Consider the following 25,353-nt stretch of genomic DNA (forward strand, 5'->3'; position numbering starts at 1 on the left):
TTCCTCCTCTGCGTCGCCGCCTTAGCGGCGACGGCCCTTCTTGTCGTCCTTCACGTGACCACGGAAGGTGCGGGTCGGCGCGAACTCGCCGAGCTTGTGACCGACCATCGACTCGGTGACGAACACCGGGATGTGCTTGCGGCCGTCGTGCACGGCGATCGTGTGCCCGAGCATGTTCGGGATGATCATCGAGCGACGCGACCAGGTGCGGATCACGTTCTTGGTGTTGGCCTCGTTCTGCGTGACGACCTTGCGGAGCAGGTGCTCGTCGACGAAGGGGCCCTTCTTCAGACTGCGTGGCATCTTCTGAACTCCTACTTGCGCTTCTTGCCGGCGTTACGGCGACGGACGATGAGCTTGTCGCTCGGCTTGTTCGGCTTGCGCGTGCGACCCTCGGCCTGACCCCACGGGCTGACCGGGTGACGGCCACCGGAGGTCTTGCCCTCGCCACCACCGTGCGGGTGGTCGACCGGGTTCATCGCGACACCACGCACGGTCGGGCGGACGCCCTTCCAGCGCATGCGGCCGGCCTTGCCCCAGTTGATGTTCGACTGCTCGGCGTTGCCGACCTCGCCGATCGTGGCGCGGCAGCGTGCGTCGACGTTGCGGACCTCGCCCGACGGCAGACGGAGCTGCGCGTAGGGGCCGTCCTTGGCGACGAGACGCACCGAGGCGCCGGCGGAACGCGCGAGCTTGGCGCCGCCACCGGGGCGGAGCTCGATCGCGTGCACGACGGTACCCACGGGGATGTTGCGCAGCGGCAGGTTGTTGCCCGGCTTGATGTCCGCGCCGGCGCCCTGCTCGATGACGTCGCCCTGCTTGAGCTTGTTCGGCGCGATGATGTAGCGCTTCGTGCCGTCCACGTAGTGCAGGAGCGCGATGCGCGCCGTGCGGTTCGGGTCGTACTCGATGTGCGCGACCTTGGCGTCGATGCCGTCCTTGTCGTGACGACGGAAGTCGATCACGCGGTACTGACGCTTGTGGCCACCACCGATGTGACGGGTGGTGATGCGGCCGGAGCTGTTGCGGCCACCGGTCTTCGGCAGCGGACGAAGCAGCGACTTCTCCGGCGTCGAACGGGTGATCTCAGCGAAGTCGGCGACCGACGAGCCGCGACGACCGGGGGTCGTCGGCTTGTAGTTACGAATAGCCATGATTTATCCCTCTGGTCCTCAGCCGACAGCCGTGAAGATGTCGATCGAACCGGACTTGAGCGTCACGATGGCACGCTTGGTGTCCTTGCGCTTGCCCATGCCGAAGCGCGTGCGACGGGTCTTGCCCGGACGGTTCAGCGTGTTGATGCTCGCGACCTTGACGTCGAAGATCTTCTCGATGGCGAGCTTGATCTCGGTCTTGTTCGAACGGGGGTCCACGATGAACGTGTACTTGCCCTGGTCGATCAGGCCGTAGCTCTTCTCCGAGACGACCGGCGAGATGATGATGTCGCGCGGGTCCTTGTTGAAGCCGCTCATGCGGAGATCTCCTTCGCGGTCTTCGACGCGATGAAGGCGTCGAGTGCGCTCTTGCTGAAGACGAGCGCGTCGGCCTTGAGCACGTCGTAGGCGTTGAGCTGGCCGTACGAGAGCGCGTGGACGTTCGGCAGGTTGCGGATCGACTTGAGCGTGAGCTCGTCGTCCTGCTCGAGCACGACGAGCACGTGCTTGACGGGCGCGACCTTCTCGATGAGCGTGCGGGCGGTCTTGGTCGACGGCACCTCGGCCGCGACGAAGCCCTCCACAGCGGAGATGCGGCCACCGCGGGCGCGGTCCGAGAGCGAGCCGAGCAGAGCAGCGGCGATCATCTTCTTCGGGGTGCGCTGCGAGTAGTCGCGCGGGGTCGGTCCGTGGACGACGCCACCGCCGGTGTGCTCCGGAGCGCGGACCGAACCCTGACGGGAGCGGCCGGTGCCCTTCTGCTTGAACGGCTTGCGACCAGCACCGCGGACCTCGCCGCGGTTCTTGGTCTTGTGGGTGCCCTGACGCGCGGCTGCGAGCTGCGCGGTGACGACCTGGTGGATCAGCGGGACGTTGGTCTCGACGTCGAAGAGCTCGGCGGGGAGCTCGACGGTGCCGGACTTGACGCCCGATGCGTCGAGGACGTCGATCGTGGTTGCGGTCGTGGTGGCCATGATCACTTACCCTTCACGGCGGTGCGGACGAAGACGGAGCGACCGCGAGCACCGGGGATCGCGCCCTTGACGAGCAGCAGACCCTTCTCGGCGTCGACGGCGTGCACCGTGAGGTTGAGGACGGTCACACGCTCGCCACCCATGCGACCCGCCATGCGCATGCCCTTGAAGACACGCGACGGGGTCGACGAAGCACCGATCGAACCGGGCTTGCGGTGGTTGCGGTGGGCACCGTGCGAAGCGGACACACCGGCGAAGCCGTGGCGCTTCATGACACCGGCGAAGCCCTTGCCCTTGGAGGTGCCGACGACGTCGACCTTCTGGCCCGCCTCGAACGTGTCGACGGTGAGCTCCTGGCCGAGCGTGTACTCAGCGGAGTCGTTGGTGCGGATCTCCGTGAGGGTGCGGCGCGGGGTGACCCCGGCTGCCTCGAAGTGGCCGGCGGCCGGCTTGTTGACCTTGCGCGGGTCGATGGCGCCGGCGGCGATCTGGATCGCCTCGTAGCCGTCGCGCTCGACGTTGCGGATCTGGGTGACCACGTTCGGGCCGACCTCGATCACGGTGACGGGGATGAACTTGTTGTTCTCGTCCCACACCTGGGTCATCCCGAGCTTCTTGCCGAGGAGGCCCTTGACGGTCTTGGTTGAGTTCGCCATCAGTCCAGCCCCCTTACAGCTTGATCTCGATGTTGACGTCGGCCGGGAGGTCGAGTCGCATGAGCGAGTCGACGGCCTTCGGCGTCGGGTCGACGATGTCGATGACCCGCTTGTGCGTGCGCTTCTCGAAGTGCTCGCGCGAGTCCTTGTACTTGTGGGGAGAACGGATCACGGTGACCACGTTCTTCTCGGTGGGGAGCGGCACCGGGCCGACCACGGTCGCACCGGCACGGGTCACCGTGTCGACGATCTTCCGGGCCGACGTGTCGATGACCTCGTGGTCGTACGACTTGAGCCGGATGCGGATCTTCTGTCCCGCCATGTGTCTCTTTGTCCTCTCTGCGCCGCGCACCCTCGGGCCGCCTGACGCCGCCGCCACCGTGCATTCCTGCAGGGCTTGGCTGTTTTCTGTGAACCAACCGGCCGCATCCGCTGGGGATGACCGCTGTTCTCGTGTCAACCGCGCGGAGCGACCTGGGCCGTTCAGCGTGGGCATGTCGTCTCCCGCACGCTCTGGGCACAGCAGTGCCCGTCACGCTTGGTGGGGAGTCGATCGTGTTCTGCTGCCTGCGGCCCAACCCAGCCCTGCTGGACAGGGGGGTTGTGCACTGCCAGAGCAGTGATCCTGCGCACGCGAACGCGCGCGGAATTTCGGAACCGGACAAGTCTCGCATAGGCACGGCATCCGTGCAACCCGGGCGTGTCGCGGATCACGGGCGTGTCGGGATCGGCCCGCTTCCCCGGATCCACGCGGATCGAGGGCCAGGAGGCGCGGGTCGCCCCCGACGCACGACGTGCCCTCCGGAGCCGGTCCGGAGGGCACGTCGCAGGGGTCGGTCGGGGCTACTCCGCGACGACCGGGGGGACGAACCACGGGGGGAAGACCGCGACCCGGGGAGCGTGTCCGCCGTGGTCCTTGAGCACGGCCTTGACCGTCTGGCGGACGCGGTCGTTGGGGACGCCGATGACCGCGACGGCGGAGAACGGCACGCTCGGGCCGGCGAGCAGCTCGAGGCCGAGCATCTCCGGGTCGGTGAAGTCCGTGCGACGGATGAGGTTCGTCGCGGCCTCGGGCCCGACCGCGAACCGGACGTCCTCGGCGTCGGCGTCCTGGTCGGCGACGATGACCGACGCCCCGAATGCCGACACCGGCACGACGAGCATGATGTACTCCGTCGCCCGGGTCCGGCGGGCCGCGTCGGACCACCGCTCGCCCTCGGCGCCGGTGCGCAGCTCGTCCCAGCGGGTCGCGTCGGGCGACAGCGTGAACGGGACGTGCGCGGCGACCGGGGAGCCGTCGGGGGCGTGTGCCTCGGCGCGGGCGGCCCGGGCAGCGGCGGAGGCGACGTCGACGACCGGCGTCACGGCGTCCGACGCGAGGATCGCACCGGACCCCACGATGTCGTCGAGGTTGTCCACGTGCGTCACGTGGTGCGCGCGGAGCGAGGCGAAGTCACGCGCCTCGGGCAGGTCGGGCACCGGGGACCGCAGCGAGGACGCCGGGGTCGCCGCCTGGCCGGGCACGGTCCGGAGCGAGGTGGTGATCCGGGTGCGGCGCGGGGTCGGGGTGGTGGGGAGTTCTGCGGCCTCGCGCTGCCGTGGCGCGCAGATGTCGCAGAGTTCGGTGGGGAATCCGTGGATGCACTCGTCAGTCACGACTGGTGGGGTCCTTCCGTGCCCGGGTGGGGGTGTTCGGGCACGAGGTCCAACGGTACGTCATCCCGGCCCCTTCCCGGTCACTGTCGGTAGAGCAGTGCGCGGACCTCCGACTCGGCCGCGTGCGTGCGGTCGGGGTCGATGGTCTCGCCGTGGTCGTAGGCGTCGAGCAGGCGCGGGTCGATGTAGCTCTGACGGCACACCGTCGGGGTGTTGCCGAGTTCCTCGCTCGCGACCTTCACCGCGTGCGACACCGCCTTCTTCCGTTTCGCCACGGACGACTGCGGTCCCGTCGCCGCGAGGTCGACCGCGGCGGCGACAGTGCCGTGCAGGGTGCGGAAGTCCTTCGCGGTGAACTCGTCACCGGCCCGTTCCTTCACGTACTCGTTGATGTCCTCGGCGGAGAGGGGCTCCCACTCGGCGCCCCGGCGCGCACGGAACGAGAGCAGCCGGGCGTTCGGTCCGCGCCGCTTCATGCCCGCGATGACGGTCGCGAGGTCGGGATCGTGGATCGAGGAGGACCACTCCTGGCCGCTCTTGCCCGGGAAGTCGAGCTCGATGTCGTCGCCGGAGACGTGGGCGTGCGCGCACAGCAGAGTGGACAGGCCACGGCTGCCGTGCTCGGTCGCGTACCGCTCCGACCCGACCCGCAGGGAACCCTGGTCGAGCATCCGGAAGGCCGCCGCGAGGGCACGCTGCCGGTCGGGCTCCGGCCGCCGGAGGTCCATGGTGACCCCGCGTCGTGCGACCGGCAGGGATTCGGCGAGCGCCAGCGCACGGTCGTACTTGATGCGGTCCATCCGTTCGCGCCAGGACGGGTGGTACATGTACTGCCGCCGACCGGCGCCGTCGACGCCGGTCGCGAGCACGTGCCCGTTGTCGTACGGCGAGATCCACACGTCGTCCCACGCGGGCGGGATGACGAGGTCCTCGAGACGCTGACGGACAGCGGCGTCGGTGACGGTGGTGCCGTCCGGGTCGCGGTAGGAGAAGCCACGCCCGCTGCGGACGCGGTGGTAGCCGCGACCGTTGGTCGCGGAGCGGCGGAGACGGGTCACGCTCTCGATGCAACTCGCCACCGCCTGTGACCCGGCCCGGCGACGGACGGGAGGGACGGTGCCAGCCGGCACCGCGCCTCCCGTCCGTCAGGTGGTCACGCTCGGCGACGTCGGCGCGTCACCAGCAGGACGCCACCGGCCGCCATCGCGAGGAGCGCGATCAGCGCACCGATGCCGAGTCCGGCCGCACCCGTGAAGGCGAGCTCGCTCGCCGACTCCGGTGCGTCGCGCACCGGGGCCGGGTCGCTGGCGCGCATCGGGTCCGTCGGGCTGGCGGAACCCGCGACCGGCACCACCTGCGTCGTCGGCGACTCGACCGTGGCGACGTTCGTGATGCGGTCCGGTGCGTCCGTCGCGACCTTCGCCGTGACCTGGAACGCGACCTTCCCGTCCACCGCGAGCGGACCCGTCAGGGTGCAGGTGACGGTCTGCCCGGTGGTGCAGGTCGCCGCCTTCGCGTCGTTCACGCTCACCAGGGTGAGGCCGGCCGGTAGACGGTCCGTGACGACCACGGGGCCCGGGTCCTCGGTGGGGCCGTCGTTGCGCACCGTGATGGTGTACCCGACGGTCTCCCCGCGGACCAGCTGCCCGGTGTGCGTCTTCGTGACCGCCAGGCTCGACGCGGGGTCGACGGCCAGCTCGTCCGAGTCGTCGTTGTCGGCGAGCGTCGTCTCGGTCGTGCTCGTCGCCACGGTCGCGCTCGGCTGCACGCCCGGGTAGGCGGCGGCCGTCGGCGTCTGGTGCACCGTGATCGCCGGGGCGAGCGAGCCCGCCGGCAGCGTGCCCGCGAGGGCGAACGACACCGTGGTCGAGCCGTCGGCGTTCTTCGTGACGGACGTGACGGTCCACGCGGGGTCGGCCTCGGCCCCGACGTACGTCAGGCCCTTCGGCAGCGTGTAGGCCGCGGTGACCGCCGCGGCGTCGGAGAGGCCGACGTTCCGGACCCGGATCGTCTCCGGCAGGTCCTTGCCGATCACCGCGGTGCCGTCGTGCCCGATCGTGATGGCCACGTTCGCCACCTCGTCGACGTCGAGGGGGCTCGTCACCGGCTCGTCGTTCGTCCCGACCGGCGGGGTGGTGCCCTGGCCGGTGATCACCGCGCGGTTCTCGATCGTGCCGGCGGTGTGGCCGGACGCGAGCTTCGTGGTGATCCACAGGCCGGGGGCGTCCGTCCCGGCGACGATCGTCGTCGGGAGCGAGCACGTCACCAGGGTCGGGTCGGTCGTGCCGTCGCAGGTCCACACCGCTCCGTCGCTCGAGGCGCCGGTGAACGTCAGCCCCTCGGGCAGCTGGTCGGTGACGACCGTGGTGGGCTGCTCGTCCGACGGACCCTCGTTGCTGACCTGGAGCAACCAGGTCTGCTCGGCGCCGGCCGTGACGCGCTTCGCGGCCGTCGTCGACCCGGGCTTCTCGACCGGGGTCTTGGTCAGGCGGAGCGCAGCGTGCGTCGTCACCGTGACGTCGTCACCGGCGGTGTCGTTCGTCGGGTCCGTGTCGGGCGTCGCACTCGACACGACCGCGGTGTTGCGGAGCGTGCCGGCCGGAGTGCCGGACGCGATCGAGGCGGTCACGTGGAACACCGTGGTCGCACCGTTCGCGACCACGTCGGTCGACCAGGTGCTCGGATCCGCGCCCTGTTCCCAGGCCGTGTCGTTTGTCGTGACCTTCGTGACCGTCATCCCCGCGGGCGGGGTGTCGGTCCACGTGACGTCCTGCGCGTCCGAGGGGCCGTCGTTCGTCACGGTGACGTCGTAGGTGACGGTCGTGCCGGCGTCGGCGCTCGGGGCGCTCGTGCGCTCCTTCGTGATCGACAGGTCGGCGTGCGTGGTGACGTCGACGGTCGCCTCGTCGTGCGCGGTCGGGCCGGTGGCCGTGACGGGCGCCGCGGTCGCGGTGTTGACGATCGACGACCCGCGGAAGGACGCCGGCACGTGCACGGTCAGGACGATCGTGTTCGGGTCGGTCGCGCCCGCCGCGATCCCGTCGGCGGTCGACAGGGTGAGCACGCCGTCCTGGTTCGACTCGAGCGTCCAGTGCTGCTGGGTCGCCGCGGTCAGCCCGCGGAACTCCACGCCGGCCGGGAGGGTGTCCTGGACGCGGACGCTCGGCGAGGTGCCGTCACCGGCGGGCAGGTCGGACGGGCCGGTCGGGTTCGCGACCGTGATCGTGTAGGTGACGTCCTTCCCGGCGTCGACCGTCTCGACGTCCGCGGTCTTCGTCACCGACAGGCCGGCGGTCTGGGTGGCGTCGCTGCGGCCCTGCGCCTCGGCGGGCGCCGCGTTGTCGGCGGTCACCACGGCCGTGTTCAGCAGGGTGCCGGACATCGACGACGGGGTCGTCACCGTGATGGTGAACGTCGTGCTCTTCCCGGCGGCCAGGGTGCCGTCGAGCGCACAGGTCACGTCGTTCCCGTCGGCGGCGGGTGCGGTGCAGGTCCAGGCGCCGTCCGTCTGGGTGATCGTGTCGGTCGCCTCGTCGACCGGCCCGTCGGCGCTGAGCCGCGTGCCGGACTCGAGCGTGTCCGAGACCCGGACCGTGCGTGCGTCGGCCGTGCCGGTGTTGGTGACCCGGATGGTCCAGTCCGCGGACTCGCCCGCGACCAGGGCCGCGCGGTCGGTCGCGTCCGGCGCGGTCTGCGCCGTCGAGCCGAACGCCTTGGCGATCGTCAGCGAGGTCGTGTCGTCCACGCCGGTGGTCGCCTCCGCGTCGTCGTTCGACGAGGTCGGGTCCGTCGTGCGCGTCGGGTCGACCGCGACGGCCGCGGTGTTCACGATCGACTGCGAGGCGGTGACGTCCGGGTGCACGGTCGCGGTGACGGTGATCGCGCCGGCGGTGGTGCCGTTCGCGAGGCCGTCGCGCGTGCAGGTCACGGTGTCGTCGTCCGTGGCGCAGGTCCACGCGGGGTCGTCCGAGGTCGCACCCACGAGGGTCACCGTGTCGGGCAGCGTGTCCGTGACGGTCACCGTGCCGCGTGCGTCCGAGACGCTCTGGGTCGTCGGGTCGGTGCGGTTCTCGACGGAGAGGTTCCACGAGATCGTCCGGCCGGCCTGCACCGTCCCGGAGGGACCGGTCTTCGTGATCGCGAGGTCGGCGATCGCGACCGGGGTCACGCTCGCGGTGTCGCTGTCGTTCCCGCTCTCCGGGTCGAAGGTCTGGCCCGTGCCCTGGTGGATCGTGGCGGTGTTCCGGACGGCGGTGAGCGGTGCGTTCGCCGGCAGCGTCAGCGCGACGTCGAGCTCGGGGAACGAGTCGCCCGCCGCGACGGTCGCACCGTTGACGCAGGACCACGTGCCGTCGTCCGGCGTGCAGGTCCAACCGCTGCCGGTGAAGGCCAGCGTCGAACCGGTGGCCAGGCCCGTCGGGGCGTCCACGACGGTCGTGCCGTGCGCGGCGTCGGGGCCCGTGTTGGTCACCCGGATGGTCCAGGCCTTCGCGGTGGTGGCACCGGCGACGACCTTCGACGTCGTGGCGGTCTTCGTCAGGGCGAGGTCGGCCGCCGCGATCCGTGCGGTCGCGGTGGCGTCGTCACCGCCGTTCGGGTAGGAGACGAAGGAGCCCTTCGCCGAACCGGTGCCGCCCGATGCGCTCGTCACCGTCGCCGTCACGTGGTTCGTGTGGGCGATCGAGGTGCCGGCGCCGGGGTCCGTCGTCGCACCGGTGCCGGGGACGGCGCGGTAGTGCAGCACGAGGGACCGGTCGGCACCGAGCGCGCCGAGGTCCGCCCACGTGAGGGTCGTCCCGCCGCTGCGCGTCGGGTCGGCCACGGCGGACGCGGCACCGCCGTCACGTGCGACCGTCGCGCTGCCGGACACGTACGACCAGTTCGCCGGCAGGACGTCCTGCACGCGCACCGACGCGGCAGCGCTCCCGGTGTTCGAGAACGTCACGCTGAAGTCCGAGGCGACGCCCACGTAGGACAACCCGCCGATCGTGTCGTTCGACTTCGTCACGGCCACGCGGGGGAACGACGGCGTGACGCTCGCGGTCGCCCGCGCCGCGGCGTAGTCCGCTCCGCCCGAGGCGAGCGAGTGGTAGACGCCGGTCGACGCCGTGTTCACCAGCGGGCTGCCGGAGAGGGTGGCGTCCTCGGCGAGCTTCGCCGTGTAGGTGTGGGTGACCGTCGCGCCGGCTCCGATGACCGCAGTCGGCCACGTGATCCGCCCGCCGCCGCAGTCCGCGTCGGCGGCGATCTCCGCGCCGTCGGCGGTGAGCGACGCGCGGTCGACCGTGATGCCGTCCGGCACGCAGTCGGTGACCGGGGTGCCGTATGCCGGCGAGTCCGAGTTCGTCACGGTCACCCGGTAGGTGATCGTCTGGCCCGGCTCGACGTTCATCGTCGTGGACGTCTGCGAGCCCACCGTCGCGGTCTTCGCGATCGCGAGCGACGGCGCGACGACACTGCCGTTCGCAGCGTTCGACGTGACCGACGCGTCGGTCGGCGCCGCGCCCTTGCTCGTGCGGTTCCACGCGAGGGTGGCGGTGTTCGCGAGCCCCGTGCCCGCGACCTGGTCGGTGCCGACCGTGACCGGGATCGACGTCGTGATCGTCACCGGGTGGTCGATGCCGGTCGGGATGTCCGACAGCCGGACCACGACGGAGGCACCGTCGACCGAGGGGGTCGCGGTCACGGCGTCGTCGGAGCTCGTCGCGGTGGGCGTGCCGGTCGCGGCGGTGCCGGCAGGCAGGACGTCCGTGATCCGGGCGTCGTAGAGCGCGACGTTCGCCGGGATGGTGGTCGTGATCGTGTAGGTCGCGCCGTCACCGGGGCGGACCTGCAGCGCAGCGGTGCCCGACGGGTCCGTGCTGGCCGTGCCGGTCGACGCCCCCGTCCCGGGGTTCCACGTCGGTGCCGTCAGCCGCTTGGTGACGGAGGGACCGGTGACGGTGACGTCGTCCGTGTCGCTCGCGAGCTGCACGTACGAGCTGTTCGCCGTCGCGTAGTCGGTCGTCAGGCTCGACGCCAGCACGCGCGCGGTGTTCCGGTAGGTCTGGCCGGCGGGAGCGTCCTGCTTGACCGTCGCGACGACCGTGATGGTGGCGGAGGCCCCGGCGGCGAGGACGCCGTCGCTCGTCGCGTTCCACACGTGCAGCGTGGTGCCGGTCGGGCAGCTGCCGAACGCTGCGCGCTGCGCGGAGGTCGGGGTGGTCTCGGCCGCCGAGCTCGACGTGAGCGTCAACGCGTCCGGGAAGCAGTCGCCGACGAGGGTGGACCGTGCGTCCGCGCTCGTGGCCGTGTTCGTCGTCCTCAGGGTCCACGTGACGGTGTCGCCACCGGCGACCGTGCGGCCACCGAGGTCGTCGGACTTGTCGATCGCGACGGTCGGGGCCTGCACGGTCACCGTCTTCGACGCGGTCGCGGTGTACGCGGTGACGCCGGAGGGCTTCGAGGTGAAGGTGGCCGTGTTCTTCGGTGCCGCGGTCGTGAAGCCCGTGCCGTCCGACGCCGGGTACGTTCCGACGCCCGCGGTCGCGCGGAGCCCGGTGACGACGACCTCGAACTTCACCGGCGCACCGGTCGTGTTGTCGAACGTGGCCGGGAAGAGGACGGCGCCCGCACCGTTGGCGTTGCCGGTCCCGGTGAGCGTGAACGTCTGCCCGCCGTACGTCCCGGTGACGTCGGTGCCCTGCGCACTCGCCGGCACCGTGATGGTCGTCGCGTCCGGGAAGGTGAGGGTCCACGAGGTGGCAGCCGTCCGGCCGACGCCCGTCGGCAGCGGGTCGGTCAGGGTCGCGTTCGCGGCGCTCGTGCGGTCCGCGATCGTCGCCGAGTACTTGTACCCGAGCGTCTGACCGGGGGCGGCCGCGTCACCGGACAGGTTCGTCAGCGTCGAGTCCGCGACCGCTGCCCCGGACTTCGCGACCGTGACACCGGGGATCGCGACCGAGCGGTTCGCGTCGGCCTGCGGTGCGGTGCCCTGACCGGCCGCGGGGGTGGAGGACGCGGTGGCGTTGGCCCCGCGCTTCGGGATCCACGTGGTCGTGGCACCGGAGTCCGTCGCGGTCGTGAAGGAGACGACGGAGGAGTAGTTGGGGAACGTGGTCCCGACGTAGCCCGGTGACGGGGTCTGGACGTCGTACGTCAGGCTCTTCGTCGTGCTCGCGGCGATCGACGGGATCGTCCAGGTGAGGTACTGCACACCCGTGAACTTGGTCGCCGCCCCGGTGGGCGCCGCACCGCAGGCGCCTTGGTCGGAGATGTTCGTGACCATCGCACAGGTCACCTTCGACGGCAGGGCGTCCCAGACGGTGACGCTGCCGATGGCCGACGTCGTCCCCGTGGCCGGGGTGTTGCCGACGTTCAGCCGGTAGCTGAGCACCTGGCCCTCGGTGGTGGTGGTGGGGTTGGACACCGTGGTCCCGTCCGCTTTGACGATGTCCTTCGCGAGCGTCGCGGTCGGGGTGCCGGCGACCGTGTAGCCGACCGAGGACCGCAGGCTCGTCACGGAGCCCTTCGTGTTCTGCTGCGCGAACTTCATGAGGTTGTCGACGAGGTCGACCTTCGTGCTGCTCGAGCCCTGCGTGCTGATGGTCGCCGCGACGTAGAGGACGAGGCGCACCGCCTGGCCGTCACCGTCGACGTAGGTGCCACTCGCGCCGGACATCGTGTGACCGACCGCGAACGACGCCGTGGTCGCGCTCGAGGACTTCAGCGTGACGTCCGATGCGGGGACGGAGCTCTCCGACCCGTAGGTCCAGTCGGTGCCCTCCGTCCACGTCGCACCGGCCGCGGTGGTACCGACCGGGAGCATGTCGGTGATCGTCGCGTTGCGGCTCTGGACACCGGCCGGGAAGTCCACCTGCAGCCGGAAGCAGACGACGTCGCCGAGCTGGAACGGGGCGGTGGGGGTCGTCGTCTGGTACCCGGTGCGCGTCGTCGCGGTGCAGTCGGCGGAGTTCCGCACGCCGTCGCTCGACGCGCGCGGCAGCACGGACTTCGCGATGCTCGGGGAGTTCGACACGATCGTCGCCGCGGAGTCGTCGACGACCGCCGTCGAGCCGGTGTCACCGTGGACACCGGTCGAGGTCCCCGCGATCCGGACCTTGTTCGTGAAGTCGTCGCCGGCGGCGGTCGGGCCGCCCGCGCCGGTGACCGAGTACTTGTCCCGCATGAGCGCCTTGTACGAGACAGTGACCGAGCCGTCGGTGGCCAGGTCTGCGACGTGGAAGGTCATCGTGAACGTGCCCGCCGCGGCGTCGTAGGCGACCTGGTCGACGGTCCCGTTCGTCATCGGCTGGTTCAGCGCGCTGACGGTGTTCGGGTCGCAGTCCGCGGGGATGGTCCCGGTGGTCTTCGTCCCGGCGGGGAACGCCGGGCAGAGTCCGTCCGGGATCGTGTCGGTCAGCGTGATGCCGGCGGACGACTCGTACTCGCTCGTGCGGATCAGGAGCGAGTACGTGGCCTGCTGGCCCGCGGCGAAGACGTTCCCGTCGACGGGCGTGGTCACGGACTTCGCCACCGCGAGGTCCATCGCCTCGACGGTCATCGACGCCGTCGAGCTCTGCGCCGGCGTCGCCGTTCCGTCGACCTTGCCGGTGTACGTGCCGGCAGCAGTGACCGTGTTCGTCTGGCCGCGGCCGTTCGACGTCGTGTCCGCGGTGTTCTGCCTGGTCGACGCGCCGGTGTTGTTGTCGAGGTTCGCCGTGCTGGCCAGCGCCGCCGTGGTCGGAGCGGCGGGCGTCTGGCTGCCGGTGGCGAAGGTCATGGTGTTCTCGCGCAGCGGCACGGCGGCGAGGTACTGGATCGTCACGGGCGCGTTCGTCAGCTGGCCGAGGTTCCAGACCACCTTCGTGAAGACGGCCGTCCCCTTGCCCGGGACGTTGTTCACGGTCGTGACGCTCTGGGGCGTGAGGCAGTTCGCCGGCGTCAGGGTCCCGGACGCCTTCGCCGCGGTCGCTGCCGTGAGGTCGGGCGCTCCCGCGTACTCCGGCCCGGAGGTCGTGTTGTCGACCGCTCCGCACTGCAGGAACTCGAGGCCCGCCGGCAGGTAGTCCGTGACGGTCACGCCGTTGCTCGGTGCGGTCGAGGTGTTCTGCACCGTCAGCGTGTAGACCGTCGGGTGGTCGTGGACGCCGCGGACCAGCTCGTTCTCCGGGCTGGCCTCGGCCTTCGTGACCTTGATCGCGGCGATCGCGGTCGTGGTCGACTTCGCCGTGGCGGCGTTCGTCGCGTTGGTCGCCGGGGCACCGGTCGTCGGGTCGAACGTCGGCACGTTCCGCGCGTTCCCACTGCCGGCGACCTGGACCGTCCCGGCGAACGACGAACCCACCGGGTAGGTCGTCGTCGAGGGCTGGACCTGGAAGGTGATCGACTTCTCGTCACCCGCGACGAGGTCGGACACGTTCGAGAAGACCAGGAGCAGGCCACCTGCCGTCGGGGTGCTCGTGGTCGGGTCCGGCAGCGCGACGCCCGATGCCTTCGCCGAACCGGCGACGTAGGTCACTCCGGCCGGCAGCAGGTAGGAGTACCCGAGGTTGTACAGCGGTGTGCCGCCCGACGCCGGCGTGCTGTTCGTCGCGGTGAGCGTGACGTTCACCGGGGCCCCGCTCAGCGCCGTGGCCGGAGCCTTCGCAGTGACCGTCACGACCGAGTCCGCCGCCGCGGGCTGCGCGACCGCCAGGACCGCGAGGAGTCCGGCGAGGAGCGCCGTCACGACGAGCATCGCCAGGGCGCGCGGACGGGCGGGGAACAGGGCAGGACGCATCGGGTGTGCTCTCGGGTCGTCGTCGGGCGACGCCGAGCACAGCGCAGCGATGCGGCACCATCCGGGCAGGGATCCCTGGGCGCGCGCGTGGGTGTTCGGGTCACCACGAGAGGCCGGGTCGGCCTCGCGACTCCACGGTATCGAGTCGCGGGAAACCGCAACAACACCCCGAGTGGGGTACATCGCGTCCCACCTTGTGGGGACAACTGCGCCGGTCAACCCAGGAGGCCTCCGGCACGTCTACGCTGCCGCCATGGCGTCGTACACCGTACGTCCTCTCGACGCGTCCACGTGGGACGCCTTCGACGAGCTCTGCCGCACGAGCGACGGCTTCCCGAGCGGCTGCTTCTGCATCGGCTTCCACGACGAGGGGCCGACACGGGACGCCGCGTGCAACCGGGAGCGCAAGCACGCCCGCGTCCTCGCCGGCACCACCCACGCCGCGCTCGTCCTCGACGGGGAGCGGTGCGTCGGCTGGTGCCAGTACGGGCCGGTCTCCGAGGTCGTCCGCATCAAGAACCGTCGCGTGTACGACCGGTCGCAGGTCGGTCCGGATCCGGCCTGGCGCATCGGCTGCACCTACGTCCGCGCCGGCTACCGCCGACAGGGGGTCGCCACCGAGGCGCTCGGCGGTGCGCTCGCGCTCATCGCCGCCGCCGGCGGCGGGACCGTCGAGGGCTACCCGGAACCCGCCGGGACGGTGCCGGCCGGCTTCCTCTTCCACGGCGCGCTCTCGACGTTCGAGCGGTTCGGGTTCGCGCGCCAGCGCACGATCGGCAAACACCGCTGGGTCGTCACCACGACGGTCGAACCGGCCTGACGATCGAACCGGCCTGTCGATCGGGCCGGGCCCGAGACGGCACTGGAGGCGCTGCGCACGTCGTGCGCAGCGCCTCCAGTCCGTCGTCGGCGTCGAACCTACTCGCCGTTGTTGCCGATCTTGTCGTCCAGGTCCTGCGCGGTCTTGTCGATCTGCTCGTCGAACTTGCCGCCCGTGACCTTCTTGATGCCGTCGGCGAGGCCGTGGATGATCTTGTCGGAGACGTCCTCCGCTTTGTCGCTCTGCAGCGCCTCCTCGATCTTGTCCTTGTTCTCGTCCACGAACGCCTTCGCCCGGTCGGTGACCTCCTCCGCCTTGGCGGAGACGTTCTTCTGGATGTCGTCGAAGCCGGCCATGCTGCCTCCCTGCCGGCCGGAGGTGACCCGGCCGCTCGATGGCCGGTCGATCCGGCCGCTTGGCCCACATCGTGCTCCGATCCCCGCGATCTGTCCGCCGAACGCGAGCGAACTCCCGGGAAACGGAAAGCGGGGCCGGACCCGAAGGTCCGACCCCGCTGACGCGTGGTAACCGGAGTTACTTGACGATCTCCTCGACCGTACCGGCGCCGACCGTACGACCACCCTCACGGATGGCGAAACGGAGACCCGGCTCCATGGCGATCGGCTGGATCAGCTCGACGGCCATCGACACGGTGTCGCCGGGCATGACCATCTCGGTGCCCTCGGGCAGCGTGATGACGCCGGTGACGTCCGTGGTGCGGAAGTAGAACTGCGGACGGTAGTTCGCGTAGAACGGGTTGTGACGCCCGCCCTCTTCCTTGGTCAGGATGTAGGCGTTCGCCTTGAACTCGGTGTGCGGCGTGACCGAACCCGGCTTCACGACGACCTGGCCACGCTCCACGTCCTCGCGCTTGAGGCCACGGATGAGCAGACCGGTGTTGTCACCGGCCTCGGCCTTGTCGAGCAGCTTGCGGAACATCTCGATGCCCGTGACCGTGGTCTTCTGCGTCGGGCGGATACCGACGATCTCGACCTCGGAGTTGAGGTCGAGCGTGCCACGCTCGACACGACCGGTGACGACCGTGCCACGACCGGTGATCGTGAAGACGTCCTCGATCGGCATCAGGAACGGCTGGTCGGTGGCGCGCACCGGGTCCGGCACGTGCTCGTCGACCTGGGCCATGAGGTCCTGGACGGACTTGACCCACTTCTCGTCGCCCTCGAGCGCCTTGAGCGCCGAGACCTGCACGACGGGGGCGTCCTCGTCGAACTCCTGCGAGCCGAGGAGCTCACGGACCTCGAGCTCGACGAGCTCCAGGATCTCCTCGTCGTCCACCATGTCGGACTTGTTCAGCGCGACGACGATGTAGGGGACGCCGACCTGGCGGGCGAGCAGCACGTGCTCACGCGTCTGGGGCATCGGACCGTCGGTGGCGGCGACCACGAGGATCGCGCCGTCCATCTGCGCCGCACCCGTGATCATGTTCTTCACGTAGTCAGCGTGACCAGGAGCGTCGACGTGCGCGTAGTGGCGCTTCTCGGTCTGGTACTCGACGTGCGAGATGTTGATCGTGATGCCGCGCTCGCGCTCCTCGGGAGCGTTGTCGATCTGAGCGAAGTCACGGGCCTCGTTGAGGTCCGGGTACTGGTCGTGCAGAACCTTGGTGATCGCCGCCGTGAGCGTGGTCTTGCCGTGGTCGACGTGACCGATGGTTCCGATGTTGACGTGCGGCTTGGTCCGCTCGAACTTGGCCTTGGCCACTGTGGGTCCTCCTCAGGACTCGGAGAGCATGCCCCCGGTTCGTGAACCGTTGGCGTGCAGTGTGTGTCTTTACTGTACTTGGTGGCGAGGGGCCCGTCGCCGGGCACCCCCGCCTGTGGAGAGACGCTGGAGCGTCACTCCCCCGCGTTCTTCGCGATGATCTCCTCGGCGACCTTGGCCGGGACCTGGCTGTAGGTCTCGAAGGTCATCGAGTAGACCGCACGACCAGAGGTCTTCGACCGCAGGTCGCCGACGTAGCCGAACATCTCGGACAGCGGCACGCTCGCGCGGACCACCTTGACGCCCGAGGCGTCCTCCATCGAGGCGATCTGGCCACGACGGGAGTTCAGGTCACCGATGACGTCGCCCATGTACTCCTCCGGAGTACGGACCTCGACGGCCATGATCGGCTCGAGGATCGCCGGACCGGCCTTGCGGGCCGCTTCCTTGTAGGCGATCGAACCGGCGATCTTGAACGCCATCTCGGACGAGTCGACGTCGTGCGCCGCGCCGTCCTTGAGGATGGCCTTCACGCCGACGGTCGGGTACCCGGCCAGGATGCCGACCTGCATGGCGTCCTGGATACCGGCGTCGACCGACGGGATGTACTCACGCGGGACGCGACCACCGGTGACGGCGTTCTCGAACTCGTAGACCTTCTCGGCCGTGACTTCCATCGGCTCGAGGGCGATCTGCACCTTCGCGAACTGGCCGGAACCACCGGTCTGCTTCTTGTGCGTGTAGTCGTAGCGCTCGACGACCTTGGTCAGGGTCTCGCGGTAGGCCACCTGGGGCTTGCCGACCGACGCCTCGACCTTGAACTCGCGCTTCATGCGGTCGACGAGGATGTCGAGGTGGAGCTCGCCCATGCCCTTGATCGTCGTCTGACCGGTCTCGGCGTTGAGCTCGACGCGGAACGTCGGGTCCTCTTCGGCGAGCTTCTGGATGGCCGTGGAGAGCTTCTCCTGGTCGGCCTTCGTGTTCGGCTCGATGGCGACCTCGATGACCGGCTCCGGGAACGTCATCGACTCGAGGACGACCTGGTTGGTCGGGTCGCACAGGGTGTCACCGGTGGTGGTGTCCTTGAGACCGATGACCGCGTAGATGTGGCCGGCGGTCACGTTGTCGACCGGGTTCTCCTTGTTGGAGTGCATCTGGAAGATCTTCCCGATGCGCTCCTTCTTGCCCTTGGTCGAGTTGATGACCTGGGCACCCGACTCGATCGAGCCCGAGTACACGCGGACATAGGTGAGACGACCGAAGAAGGGGTGCACCGCGACCTTGAACGCGAGGGCCGAGAACGGCTCCGACGCGTCGGGCTTGCGGATGATCTCCTTCTCCTCGTCCTTGACGTCGTGGCCGATCATCGGCGGCACGTCGAGCGGGGACGGGAGGTAGTCGATGACGGCGTCGAGCATCGGCTGGACACCGCGGTTCTTGAAGGCCGAGCCGCACAGGACGGGGTAGACCTCGGACGCGATCGTGAGCTTGCGGATCGCAGCCTTGATCTCGTCCTTGGTGAGCTCCTCGCCGCCGAAGTACTTCTCGAGCAGGGCGTCGTCGGTCTCGGCGACGCGCTCGATCAGCTTGGCGCGGTACTCGTCCGCACGGTCCTTGAGGTCCGCGGGGATCTCCTGGACCTCGTACTGGGCGCCCATGGTGACATCACCCTTGGAGTCGCCCGGCCAGACCTTGGCGTGCATCTCGATGAGGTCGACGATCCCGACGAAGTCGTTCTCGGCGCCGATCGGGAGCTGGAGCACGAGGGGCTCCGCGCCGAGGCGGTTGATGATGGTGTCGACCGTGAAGTAGAAGTCGGCGCCCAGCTTGTCCATCTTGTTGACGAAGCAGATGCGCGGGACGTCGTACTTGTCGGCCTGACGCCACACGGTCTCGGACTGGGGCTCGACGCCCTCCTTGCCGTCGAAGACGGCGACCGCACCGTCGAGCACGCGGAGCGAACGCTCCACCTCGACCGTGAAGTCCACGTGACCGGGGGTGTCGATGATGTTGATCTGGTTGTTGTCCCAGAAGCAGGTCGTCGCGGCCGACGTGATCGTGATGCCGCGCTCCTGCTCCTGCGCCATCCAGTCCATCGTGGCAGCGCCGTCGTGGACCTCACCGATCTTGTGCGTGATGCCCGTGTAGAACAGGATGCGCTCGGTCGTCGTGGTCTTGCCGGCATCGATGTGCGCCATGATGCCGATGTTGCGGACCTTGTTCAGGTCGGTGAGCACGTCCTGTGCCACAGGGTTCCTCCGGAAGAGTTGTAGGAGAGGTTGGCGTCCGTGCGGGCGCCGGGGTTCATGACCACCGGCGCCCGGACGGTGCCGGGACTACCAGCGGTAGTGGGCGAAGGCCTTGTTCGACTCGGCCATCTTGTGCGTGTCCTCACGGCGCTTGACCGCGGCACCGAGACCGTTCGACGCGTCGAGGATCTCGTTCATGAGACGCTCGGTCATCGTCTTCTCGCGACGGGCCTTGGCGTACGAGGTCAGCCAGCGGAGCGCGAGGGTGTTCGCGCGGTGCGGCTTGACCTCGACCGGGACCTGGTAGGTCGAGCCACCGACGCGGCGGCTGCGCACCTCGAGGGTGGGACGGACGTTGTCGAGCGCCTTCTTGAGCGTCGCGACGGCGTCCTGCTGGTTCTTGGCGGAAACGCCTTCGAGGGCACCGTAGACGATGCGCTCGGCGAGGCCCTTCTTGCCGTCGAGCAGGATCTTGTTCACGAGCTGCGAGACGATCGGTGCGCCGTAGACCGGGTCTGCGACGACGGGACGCTTGGGGGCGGGACCCTTACGAGGCATTGGCTCAACCCTTCTTCGCGCCGTAGCGGCTACGTGCCTGCTTACGGTTCTTCACGGCCTGCGTGTCGAGCGCACCGCGGATGATCTTGTATCGGACACCGGGGAGGTCCTTCACACGACCGCCGCGCACGAGCACCATCGAGTGCTCCTGGAGGTTGTGGCCCTCACCGGGGATGTAGGCCGTGACCTCGGTGCCGTTCGAGAGCTTGACACGAGCGACCTTGCGCAGTGCCGAGTTCGGCTTCTTCGGGGTGGTGGTGTAGACGCGGGTGCACACACCACGCTGCTGGGGGTTCGCCTTCAGGGCGGGCGCCTTGGTCTTGGTGACCTTCGGCGTACGACCCTTGCGAACCAGCTGCTGAATAGTAGGCAACTGTTCTCCTGGTTCTTCGCTCGTGTTCTCCGGCCGGCGCGGTCCGCCGACTTCCTCGTCCCACGCTGATCACCGCCTGACGGCGGATGACGAGTGGGGGACGGAGTGTTCCGGCCGACCGTTGGTCGGACCGGACTTTTCGGGCACGCCCGAAGGCGCACACCCGGAAGAGATTACCCGCGTAACCCGGCGAAATCAATCCGGGCGCGTCGCCCTGGAGGCGCGTGACGAGTGCCCTGGGCGAACAGGCGTCGCGTGGGTGGTCACGCGGGGCGCGGGGCGCTCCGCCCGGCCGGGCGCGGTGGACCGGACCCACGGCCGCCGGCCGGGCGCGGTGGACCGGACCCACGGCCGCTGGACGGACGTGGCGGGCCGGCACCGCGCCTCCTGGACGCACCGGGGCGCGTCGTGCGCGGCGTCAGGAGCCCGTGTCGGACGAGCCGTTGCCCACCGCCGAGCGGAACGTCGCCCCCGCGTCCGTGAACTCCGTGACGTACCCGCTGGCGTTGACGTTCATCGGTCCGGCGGATGCCGTGCCCACCCCGCCCGGGCCGGAGATGTCCGCCGTGAACGTGGCCCGGCCGAAGGACGTCGTCGTGACGAGCCACCCGTTCGACACCCACCCGCCGATCGACACGGTGGGGCGGGTGTCCAGCGTCCACTTCTGGTTCGTGTACGTGTACGCGGCGTCCTGCCCGTAGGCGTAGAAGCTGCACCCGGCCGGTGCCGCCTCGGTCGAGGCGATGCAGCCGTCGACCCACGCGTCCACCGCCGCCTGGGCGGACCGCTTGCCCGCTGCGGTGAGCTCCGTCGTCATCGAGACGGGGCTCGAGGCGGTGCCCCCGAACCCGGTGACCGTCGCCGTCGCGGCCTTGGCGGAGTACCACTCGCCACCGTCCACCGCGACGTCGTACGTGCCGGGGAGGGCAGTGAGCGTCGCCGTGCCGTCCTTCGACGTGACCACGGACTGCCCCGCCACCGACACCTTCGTGCCCGTGGGGCCGCGCAGGCTGACGTCCACCGCACCGAGCCGCGGTGCCTCGAGCTGCCAGACCGGGAACACGCCCCAGTCGGTGCCCGTCTTGTCGAGCGTGAAGGTGGACGAGACGTCGCGCCCCGCCTGCCGCAGGTAGGCCGTGACCGTGGCGGTGTCGCCGTCCGCACGCGTGGCGGCGATCCGGTACCCCGTGACGCGGTCCTTCGCCTTCGCGTAGGCGGCCTTGGTGAGGAGCAGGTCGCGTTCGTCGTGCTCGATGCCCGCCACGTCGAGCGCGGCGCCCACCCGACCCGCCGTGAGGTCGTCGAGGAAGGCACGGACCGGACGATCGGCGGCGTGCGTCGACGTGCCGACCGAGTAGCCGACCACGCCCGCGACCAGGAGCAGCACGACGGCCGCGCCACCCGCGACGATGCTGACGAGCCGACCGCGACCGAGTCGACGACGGGGCCGGGGCTGCGCTCCGGACGCCCCCGCCGGTGGTGCGTCCCGCGTGCCGCGGATCGAGTCCACGGCCGGGACGGATCCCCATCCGTCGGCCTGGTGCTGGTCGGTCATCGGTCCCCCGTCGTCCTCTGGTGCTGCAGGAAGACTACCGGCGGGCACCGTCATCGCCGGGCTCCGGGCGCACCCCCGACGCGCGCGACTGGGCCCGGGCCGCGGCGATCCCGCCGACGACGCACAGGAGTGCCACGACCACCGAACCGACGACGAACGGGCCGAGTGCGTAGCCGGCCGGGAACACGAGCAGCTCGGTGAGGTCGCTGCGGACCAGGCTGTAGCCGACCGCCCCGACGCCGAGCATCACCAGGTAGCAGGTCGCCGCGGCGACGAGGCCGGTGACGCCGGGGTTGCCCTCGCGGGAGCCGACCGCGGTCGCGAGGAACACCACCACGGCACCGCCGAGCACCATCGCGGGGCCGAGGTACGGGGTGGCGTCGGGCTGGGAGATGACCTCGACGTCGGCGAGGAGGGCCTCGAAGCCGGTCACCGCGATGACGAGCGCGATGAACAGGATCGACGTCATCGTCGCGATCAACCACCGGGACATGCGGTGATCGTATCGCTGGCGGGGCTCAGGCGGGGGTGGCGTCTGCGCGCTGCGGCTCGTTCGCGTGCGTCTGCTGGTCGGCGTGGGTCGGGTCGGCGTGGGCCGGGTCGACGTGGGTCGGGTCGGCGTGGGTCGCCTGGTCGGCGTGCTCCTGCGCTGCGGCGACGAGCGCGAGGGCGATCGTGGCCGTGATGACCGGGATGGACTCGGTCATCGGCGCGGCTGCGGTCGGGGCGTCGGCCGTGCTGGTCGCGTCGGGCGCGCTTGTCGCGTGCGTCGCGTCGGTCGCGTGCGTCGCGTCGGGCGTGGTGGTCGCGTCGCCGTCGGCGTCCGGGCCCTGGAGGCGCGGCGCGGGTGCCACGGCGAGCGTCGCCTCCGCCTCGTGGTCGCGCAGCGCCGGTCCGACGATCGGCAGGACCGCCGTGGTCGCCGGGGGCTCGGTGTGGAGCACCGGCGTCTCGGTCGACGGGGCACCCTGCTTCGCCGCACGACGGGCCTTCGCCATCTTGACGAGCACGACGACCGCGACGATCGCCCAGATGCCGTTCACGATCGCCGACGGGACGGCGTGGTGCGCCGCGACGTTGATCGCCACGGCGAGCCCGCCTACGAGGTTGAACAGCTGGTACACCGGGCCGTTCGGGAGCTTGCCCATCGAGAAGAGCAGGTAACCAGCAAGGACGGTTACGGCTCCGAACCAACCGAGGAACTCCACGATTCCAGCCAACACGCGCGACTCCGGGCACGACGAGGAACGGCCGTTTCGAGCGACCGTTCGAGAGAGGGACGAGCAGCCGCGAGCGCGGGCTCAGGAGCATCGTAAGCACAGCGGGAGGCGGTGCGGAAGAGGGTGCGGCGTGGCGCGTCGGACCCCAGTTGGTGGGGGTCGGGTCAGCCGTTCGTGGCGGGGTCCGCGAGCACGTAGACGTACCCGGAGAGCGACCACGACTGGTCGGCCATCGGGTCGCCGCCCGAGTCGGAACTCGTCGCCGCGACCCCGTTCACGAGGAACAGCCGCTGACCGTTCTGCACGTTCTTCGTGAAGGCGAGTGCCTGGTCGTACGACCCCTTGACGGCCGCCGTCACGGGCACGACCACGAAGTTCGCGCTCGTGATCTGGGCGTCGCTGTGCGGGGCCGGCGCCTCGGGCGTCGCTGCGGCTGTCGGCGCTGCCGACGCGGACGCCGTCGACGACGGTGACGCACTCGCGGACGGGGCCGGTTCCGCCGCGGCCACTGGGGCGTACGCCTTGGGGTCACCGATGGTGATCGACGTGACCGTGACGCCGCTGGCTGCGCCGGCGCCGTTCAGCTGGTTCAGCAGCGAGGCGGTGTCGGTCGAGGACGGAACCGAGGCCCGCAGGGCAGCCAGCTCGGCCTTCGTCGCGTCGAGCGACGTGTACGCCTCCTCGAGTCGGTGGAGTTCGGCGCGGTTCCGGGCGTTCGTCGCGTCGATGTCGGCCTGCTGGGCGCTGTTGTCGGACGCCTGTGCGAGTTGCGGCTGTGCGCCGAGGAACCATCCGCCCGCGAGGACGGCCAGCGTCGCGGCCAACGCGATGATGAGGGAGAGACGGTTCTTGTTCACTTCGATCCGTCCTTCGTGTACTTGCCGTCGAACGCCTTCGCGCCGAGGTGCGCCTGGATGGTCGCCGAGTACTGCCCCGTGTCCTCCTCGAGCGCGACCGACGTGATCGTCGAGTCGACGTAGCCACGGAGCTGCGAGAGGCGTGCGGTCCAGTCCGGGACCGAGGGGATGCTCGGGCTCTGGATCGTCAGCTGCATCGTCGCTGCTCGTGACCCCTGCAGCGGGACGGTCGACTGCGCGAAGGACTCGGTGGAGTCCGCCGAGTCGATCGTCATCGCGGTGATGGAGACGCCGGCGGGGAGCACCGACTTCAGCTGCGCGAGTGTCGAGCTCCAGTCGATCTCGGTGGAGCCGCCGACGGACTGGGCGGCCTCGAGCAGGGCCGTGTCGTTCTCGGCCGAACGGACCTCCGAGTAGCGCTGCTGCTGCTGCAGGAGCGAGGTGGTCTCGTTCTGCGCGGACAGGTACGACTGCGCCGTGTCGAGCTGGTGCACGTACGCGCCGCCGGAGCCCAGGGCCGCGACCGCGGCGGCGACGATCACGCCGAGCCAGGCGCGCCGCGCGATGGCCCGTTCGCGGCGCTCCGTGTGGACCTCGGGCGGGAGGAGGTCGACGCGCGGCTCACGCCCCGCGATCGAGGTGGACGCCGTCGTGCGCGGGCCGCGCGGAGCGCGACCCCGTCCGGGTCCGGTGGTGTCCTCGGGCGCTGCGGCCCGGACGTCGGTGGCGGTCATGCTGCTCGACTCCCCACTGCCAGCCCGTAGGCGACGGCGATCGCGTCCTCGTGGTCCGTCACGTCCTGCACCGGGATCGACCGCGCGAGGTCGACCCCCGCGAAGGCCGAGCCGCGCTGCACCGGGAGGTGGGTGTGCGCGGCGAGCGCCTCGGGGAGGCCGACGAGGCGAGCGCCACCGCCCACGAGGACGATGCGCTCGACGTGGTCGCCCGGGCGCGTGTTGACGAAGTAGCTGATCGTGTTCCGGAGGCTCGCGATGAGCTCCGTGACGGCGTCGGCGATGACCGACACGGCGCGCGCGTCGTCCGGCGTGCGAGCGCCCGTACCGATGCCGAGGTGCCGCTTCACGACCTCGGCCTGTCCGAACTCGATGTCGAGCGCTGCCGCGAGCGTCTTGGTGACGTCGTTCCCGCCCGTCGGGATGATGCGGACGAACTGGGGGACGCCGTCGCTCACGAGGACGACGGTCGTCGTGTCGGCGCCGAGCTGGACCAGCGCCGTGGTGCCGTGCAGCCCCGGCCGGCCCACGAGGACGCGGGTCAGGGCGAAGGGGATGAGGTCGACGCCGACCGGGTTGAGGCCAGCGAGCTGCGCGGCCTTGACGTTCGCGAGCACCGCGTCCTTGATCGCCGCGACGAGCAGGCCGTGCACGACGGGACCGTTGTCGCTCATCGCCTCGGCGGTCGGGTAGAAGTCGAGGATCGCGTCGACGACGGGAACGGGGAGCATGTCCTGCACCTGGAACGGCAGGCTCTCGCGGATCTGCGCCAACGGTGCGGCCGGGACGGTCAGGTCGCGGGAGAGCACGCGTTGGTTGCCCATGCCGAGCACGACGTCCTTCGAGCGGAACCGGCCGATGGACCACAGGGAACGCAGTGCCGACGCGACCGTGTTGGGCTCGAGCACCTCGCCACGGCTGACGGCGTCCGGTGGGGTCGGGACCTCGGCGAACCGCAGGACGGTCGGGCGTGCGCGGTCGGCGTTCGCGACCTCGACCGCGCGGATCGAGGATCCCGCGATGTCGATGCCCACGATGCTCTTGCCCATGTTGCTGCTTTCGTCG

The 25,353-nt window shown here is 70.3% G+C and carries 21 protein-coding genes; 1 reads left to right on the top strand and 20 read right to left on the bottom strand.

The genetic code is table 11. The features are described 5' to 3' along the window. Positions 1-21: 21 nt before the first annotated feature. The 9 genes from rpsS to BM028_RS06190 form a co-directional block, all read right to left on the bottom strand. Positions 22-303, bottom strand: coding sequence for a 30S ribosomal protein S19 (gene rpsS, locus BM028_RS06150; protein ID WP_022906343.1), 282 nt, complete (start codon positions 301-303; stop codon positions 22-24). A gap of 11 nt (positions 304-314) precedes the next feature. Then, a complete protein-coding gene (gene rplB / locus BM028_RS06155) occupies positions 315-1,154 on the bottom strand; it encodes a 50S ribosomal protein L2 (protein ID WP_070417686.1) in 840 nt (279 codons plus the stop codon). An 18-nt stretch (positions 1,155-1,172) separates the two neighbouring features. Beyond that, the gene (rplW, locus tag BM028_RS06160; protein WP_022903283.1) at positions 1,173-1,472 is read right to left on the bottom strand and encodes a 50S ribosomal protein L23; all 300 of its coding nucleotides are present in this window, start codon (positions 1,470-1,472) and stop codon (positions 1,173-1,175) included. Then, positions 1,469-2,128, bottom strand: coding sequence for a 50S ribosomal protein L4 (gene rplD, locus BM028_RS06165; protein WP_070417685.1), 660 nt, complete (start codon positions 2,126-2,128; stop codon positions 1,469-1,471). The genes rplW and rplD overlap by 4 nt, the downstream gene beginning before the upstream one ends. A gap of 2 nt (positions 2,129-2,130) precedes the next feature. Continuing rightward, complete coding sequence (gene rplC, locus BM028_RS06170) at positions 2,131-2,784, bottom strand: 50S ribosomal protein L3 (RefSeq protein WP_070417684.1); 654 nt, start codon at positions 2,782-2,784, stop codon at positions 2,131-2,133. Between the two features lie 13 nt (positions 2,785-2,797). After that, positions 2,798-3,106, bottom strand: coding sequence for a 30S ribosomal protein S10 (gene rpsJ / locus BM028_RS06175; protein WP_022903286.1), 309 nt, complete (start codon positions 3,104-3,106; stop codon positions 2,798-2,800). Positions 3,107-3,627: 521 nt separating this feature from the next. Then, the gene (locus BM028_RS06180; protein WP_070417683.1) at positions 3,628-4,440 is read right to left on the bottom strand and encodes a DarT ssDNA thymidine ADP-ribosyltransferase family protein; all 813 of its coding nucleotides are present in this window, start codon (positions 4,438-4,440) and stop codon (positions 3,628-3,630) included. A gap of 80 nt (positions 4,441-4,520) precedes the next feature. Beyond that, positions 4,521-5,498 (bottom strand): DNA topoisomerase IB, encoded by a 978-nt coding sequence (locus BM028_RS06185; RefSeq protein ID WP_071295234.1) that lies wholly within the window; start codon positions 5,496-5,498, stop codon positions 4,521-4,523. A gap of 95 nt (positions 5,499-5,593) precedes the next feature. Continuing rightward, positions 5,594-14,200, bottom strand: coding sequence for an isopeptide-forming domain-containing fimbrial protein (locus BM028_RS06190; RefSeq protein ID WP_139219761.1), 8,607 nt, complete (start codon positions 14,198-14,200; stop codon positions 5,594-5,596). A 253-nt stretch (positions 14,201-14,453) separates the two neighbouring features. On the opposite strand from BM028_RS06190, the gene BM028_RS06195 reads away from it, so the two are divergent. Continuing rightward, entirely contained in the window at positions 14,454-15,020 is a 567-nt protein-coding gene (locus BM028_RS06195; RefSeq protein ID WP_092385291.1) for a GNAT family N-acetyltransferase, read from the top strand. A gap of 98 nt (positions 15,021-15,118) precedes the next feature. Here BM028_RS06195 and BM028_RS06200 read toward each other — a convergent pair whose 3' ends face one another. The 11 genes from BM028_RS06200 to pilM all read right to left on the bottom strand — a co-directional run bounded on the left by BM028_RS06200 (position 15,119) and on the right by pilM (position 25,337). Further along, complete coding sequence (locus BM028_RS06200; protein ID WP_071295208.1) at positions 15,119-15,376, bottom strand: DUF6079 domain-containing protein; 258 nt, start codon at positions 15,374-15,376, stop codon at positions 15,119-15,121. A gap of 178 nt (positions 15,377-15,554) precedes the next feature. Next, a complete protein-coding gene (tuf, locus tag BM028_RS06205) occupies positions 15,555-16,742 on the bottom strand; it encodes an elongation factor Tu (RefSeq protein ID WP_070417678.1) in 1,188 nt (395 codons plus the stop codon). 134 nt (positions 16,743-16,876) lie between these two features. Then, positions 16,877-18,991, bottom strand: coding sequence for an elongation factor G (gene fusA / locus BM028_RS06210; protein WP_070417677.1), 2,115 nt, complete (start codon positions 18,989-18,991; stop codon positions 16,877-16,879). Between the two features lie 87 nt (positions 18,992-19,078). Next, positions 19,079-19,549, bottom strand: a complete 471-nt coding sequence (gene rpsG, locus BM028_RS06215) for a 30S ribosomal protein S7 (RefSeq protein ID WP_022903294.1) — start codon at positions 19,547-19,549, stop codon at positions 19,079-19,081. Positions 19,550-19,553: 4 nt separating this feature from the next. After that, positions 19,554-19,922 (bottom strand): 30S ribosomal protein S12, encoded by a 369-nt coding sequence (gene rpsL / locus BM028_RS06220; protein ID WP_017885540.1) that lies wholly within the window; start codon positions 19,920-19,922, stop codon positions 19,554-19,556. A gap of 418 nt (positions 19,923-20,340) precedes the next feature. Continuing rightward, positions 20,341-21,477 (bottom strand): hypothetical protein, encoded by a 1,137-nt coding sequence (locus BM028_RS06225; protein ID WP_092385293.1) that lies wholly within the window; start codon positions 21,475-21,477, stop codon positions 20,341-20,343. A 34-nt stretch (positions 21,478-21,511) separates the two neighbouring features. Beyond that, on the bottom strand, positions 21,512-21,970 hold the full coding sequence (locus BM028_RS06230; RefSeq protein ID WP_092385295.1) for a DUF6121 family protein: 459 nt from the start codon (positions 21,968-21,970) through the stop codon (positions 21,512-21,514). Between the two features lie 25 nt (positions 21,971-21,995). Continuing rightward, the gene (locus tag BM028_RS06235; protein WP_139219762.1) at positions 21,996-22,685 is read right to left on the bottom strand and encodes a CBU_0592 family membrane protein; all 690 of its coding nucleotides are present in this window, start codon (positions 22,683-22,685) and stop codon (positions 21,996-21,998) included. A 176-nt stretch (positions 22,686-22,861) separates the two neighbouring features. Beyond that, entirely contained in the window at positions 22,862-23,554 is a 693-nt protein-coding gene (gene pilO, locus BM028_RS06240) for a type 4a pilus biogenesis protein PilO (RefSeq protein ID WP_071295206.1), read from the bottom strand. Further along, positions 23,551-24,288 carry a hypothetical protein gene (locus BM028_RS06245; protein ID WP_083295164.1) on the bottom strand — a complete coding sequence of 246 codons (738 nt, stop codon included), beginning with the start codon at positions 24,286-24,288 and terminating at the stop codon, positions 23,551-23,553. The genes pilO and BM028_RS06245 overlap by 4 nt, the downstream gene beginning before the upstream one ends. After that, positions 24,285-25,337, bottom strand: a complete 1,053-nt coding sequence (gene pilM, locus BM028_RS06250; protein ID WP_092385299.1) for a type IV pilus assembly protein PilM — start codon at positions 25,335-25,337, stop codon at positions 24,285-24,287. Before pilM ends, BM028_RS06245 begins: the two co-directional genes overlap by 4 nt. Positions 25,338-25,353: the final 16 nt, after the last annotated feature.

The sequence above is a fragment of the Curtobacterium sp. YR515 genome, from assembly GCF_900113095.1.
Taxonomy (GTDB): Bacteria; Actinomycetota; Actinomycetes; order Actinomycetales; family Microbacteriaceae; genus Curtobacterium.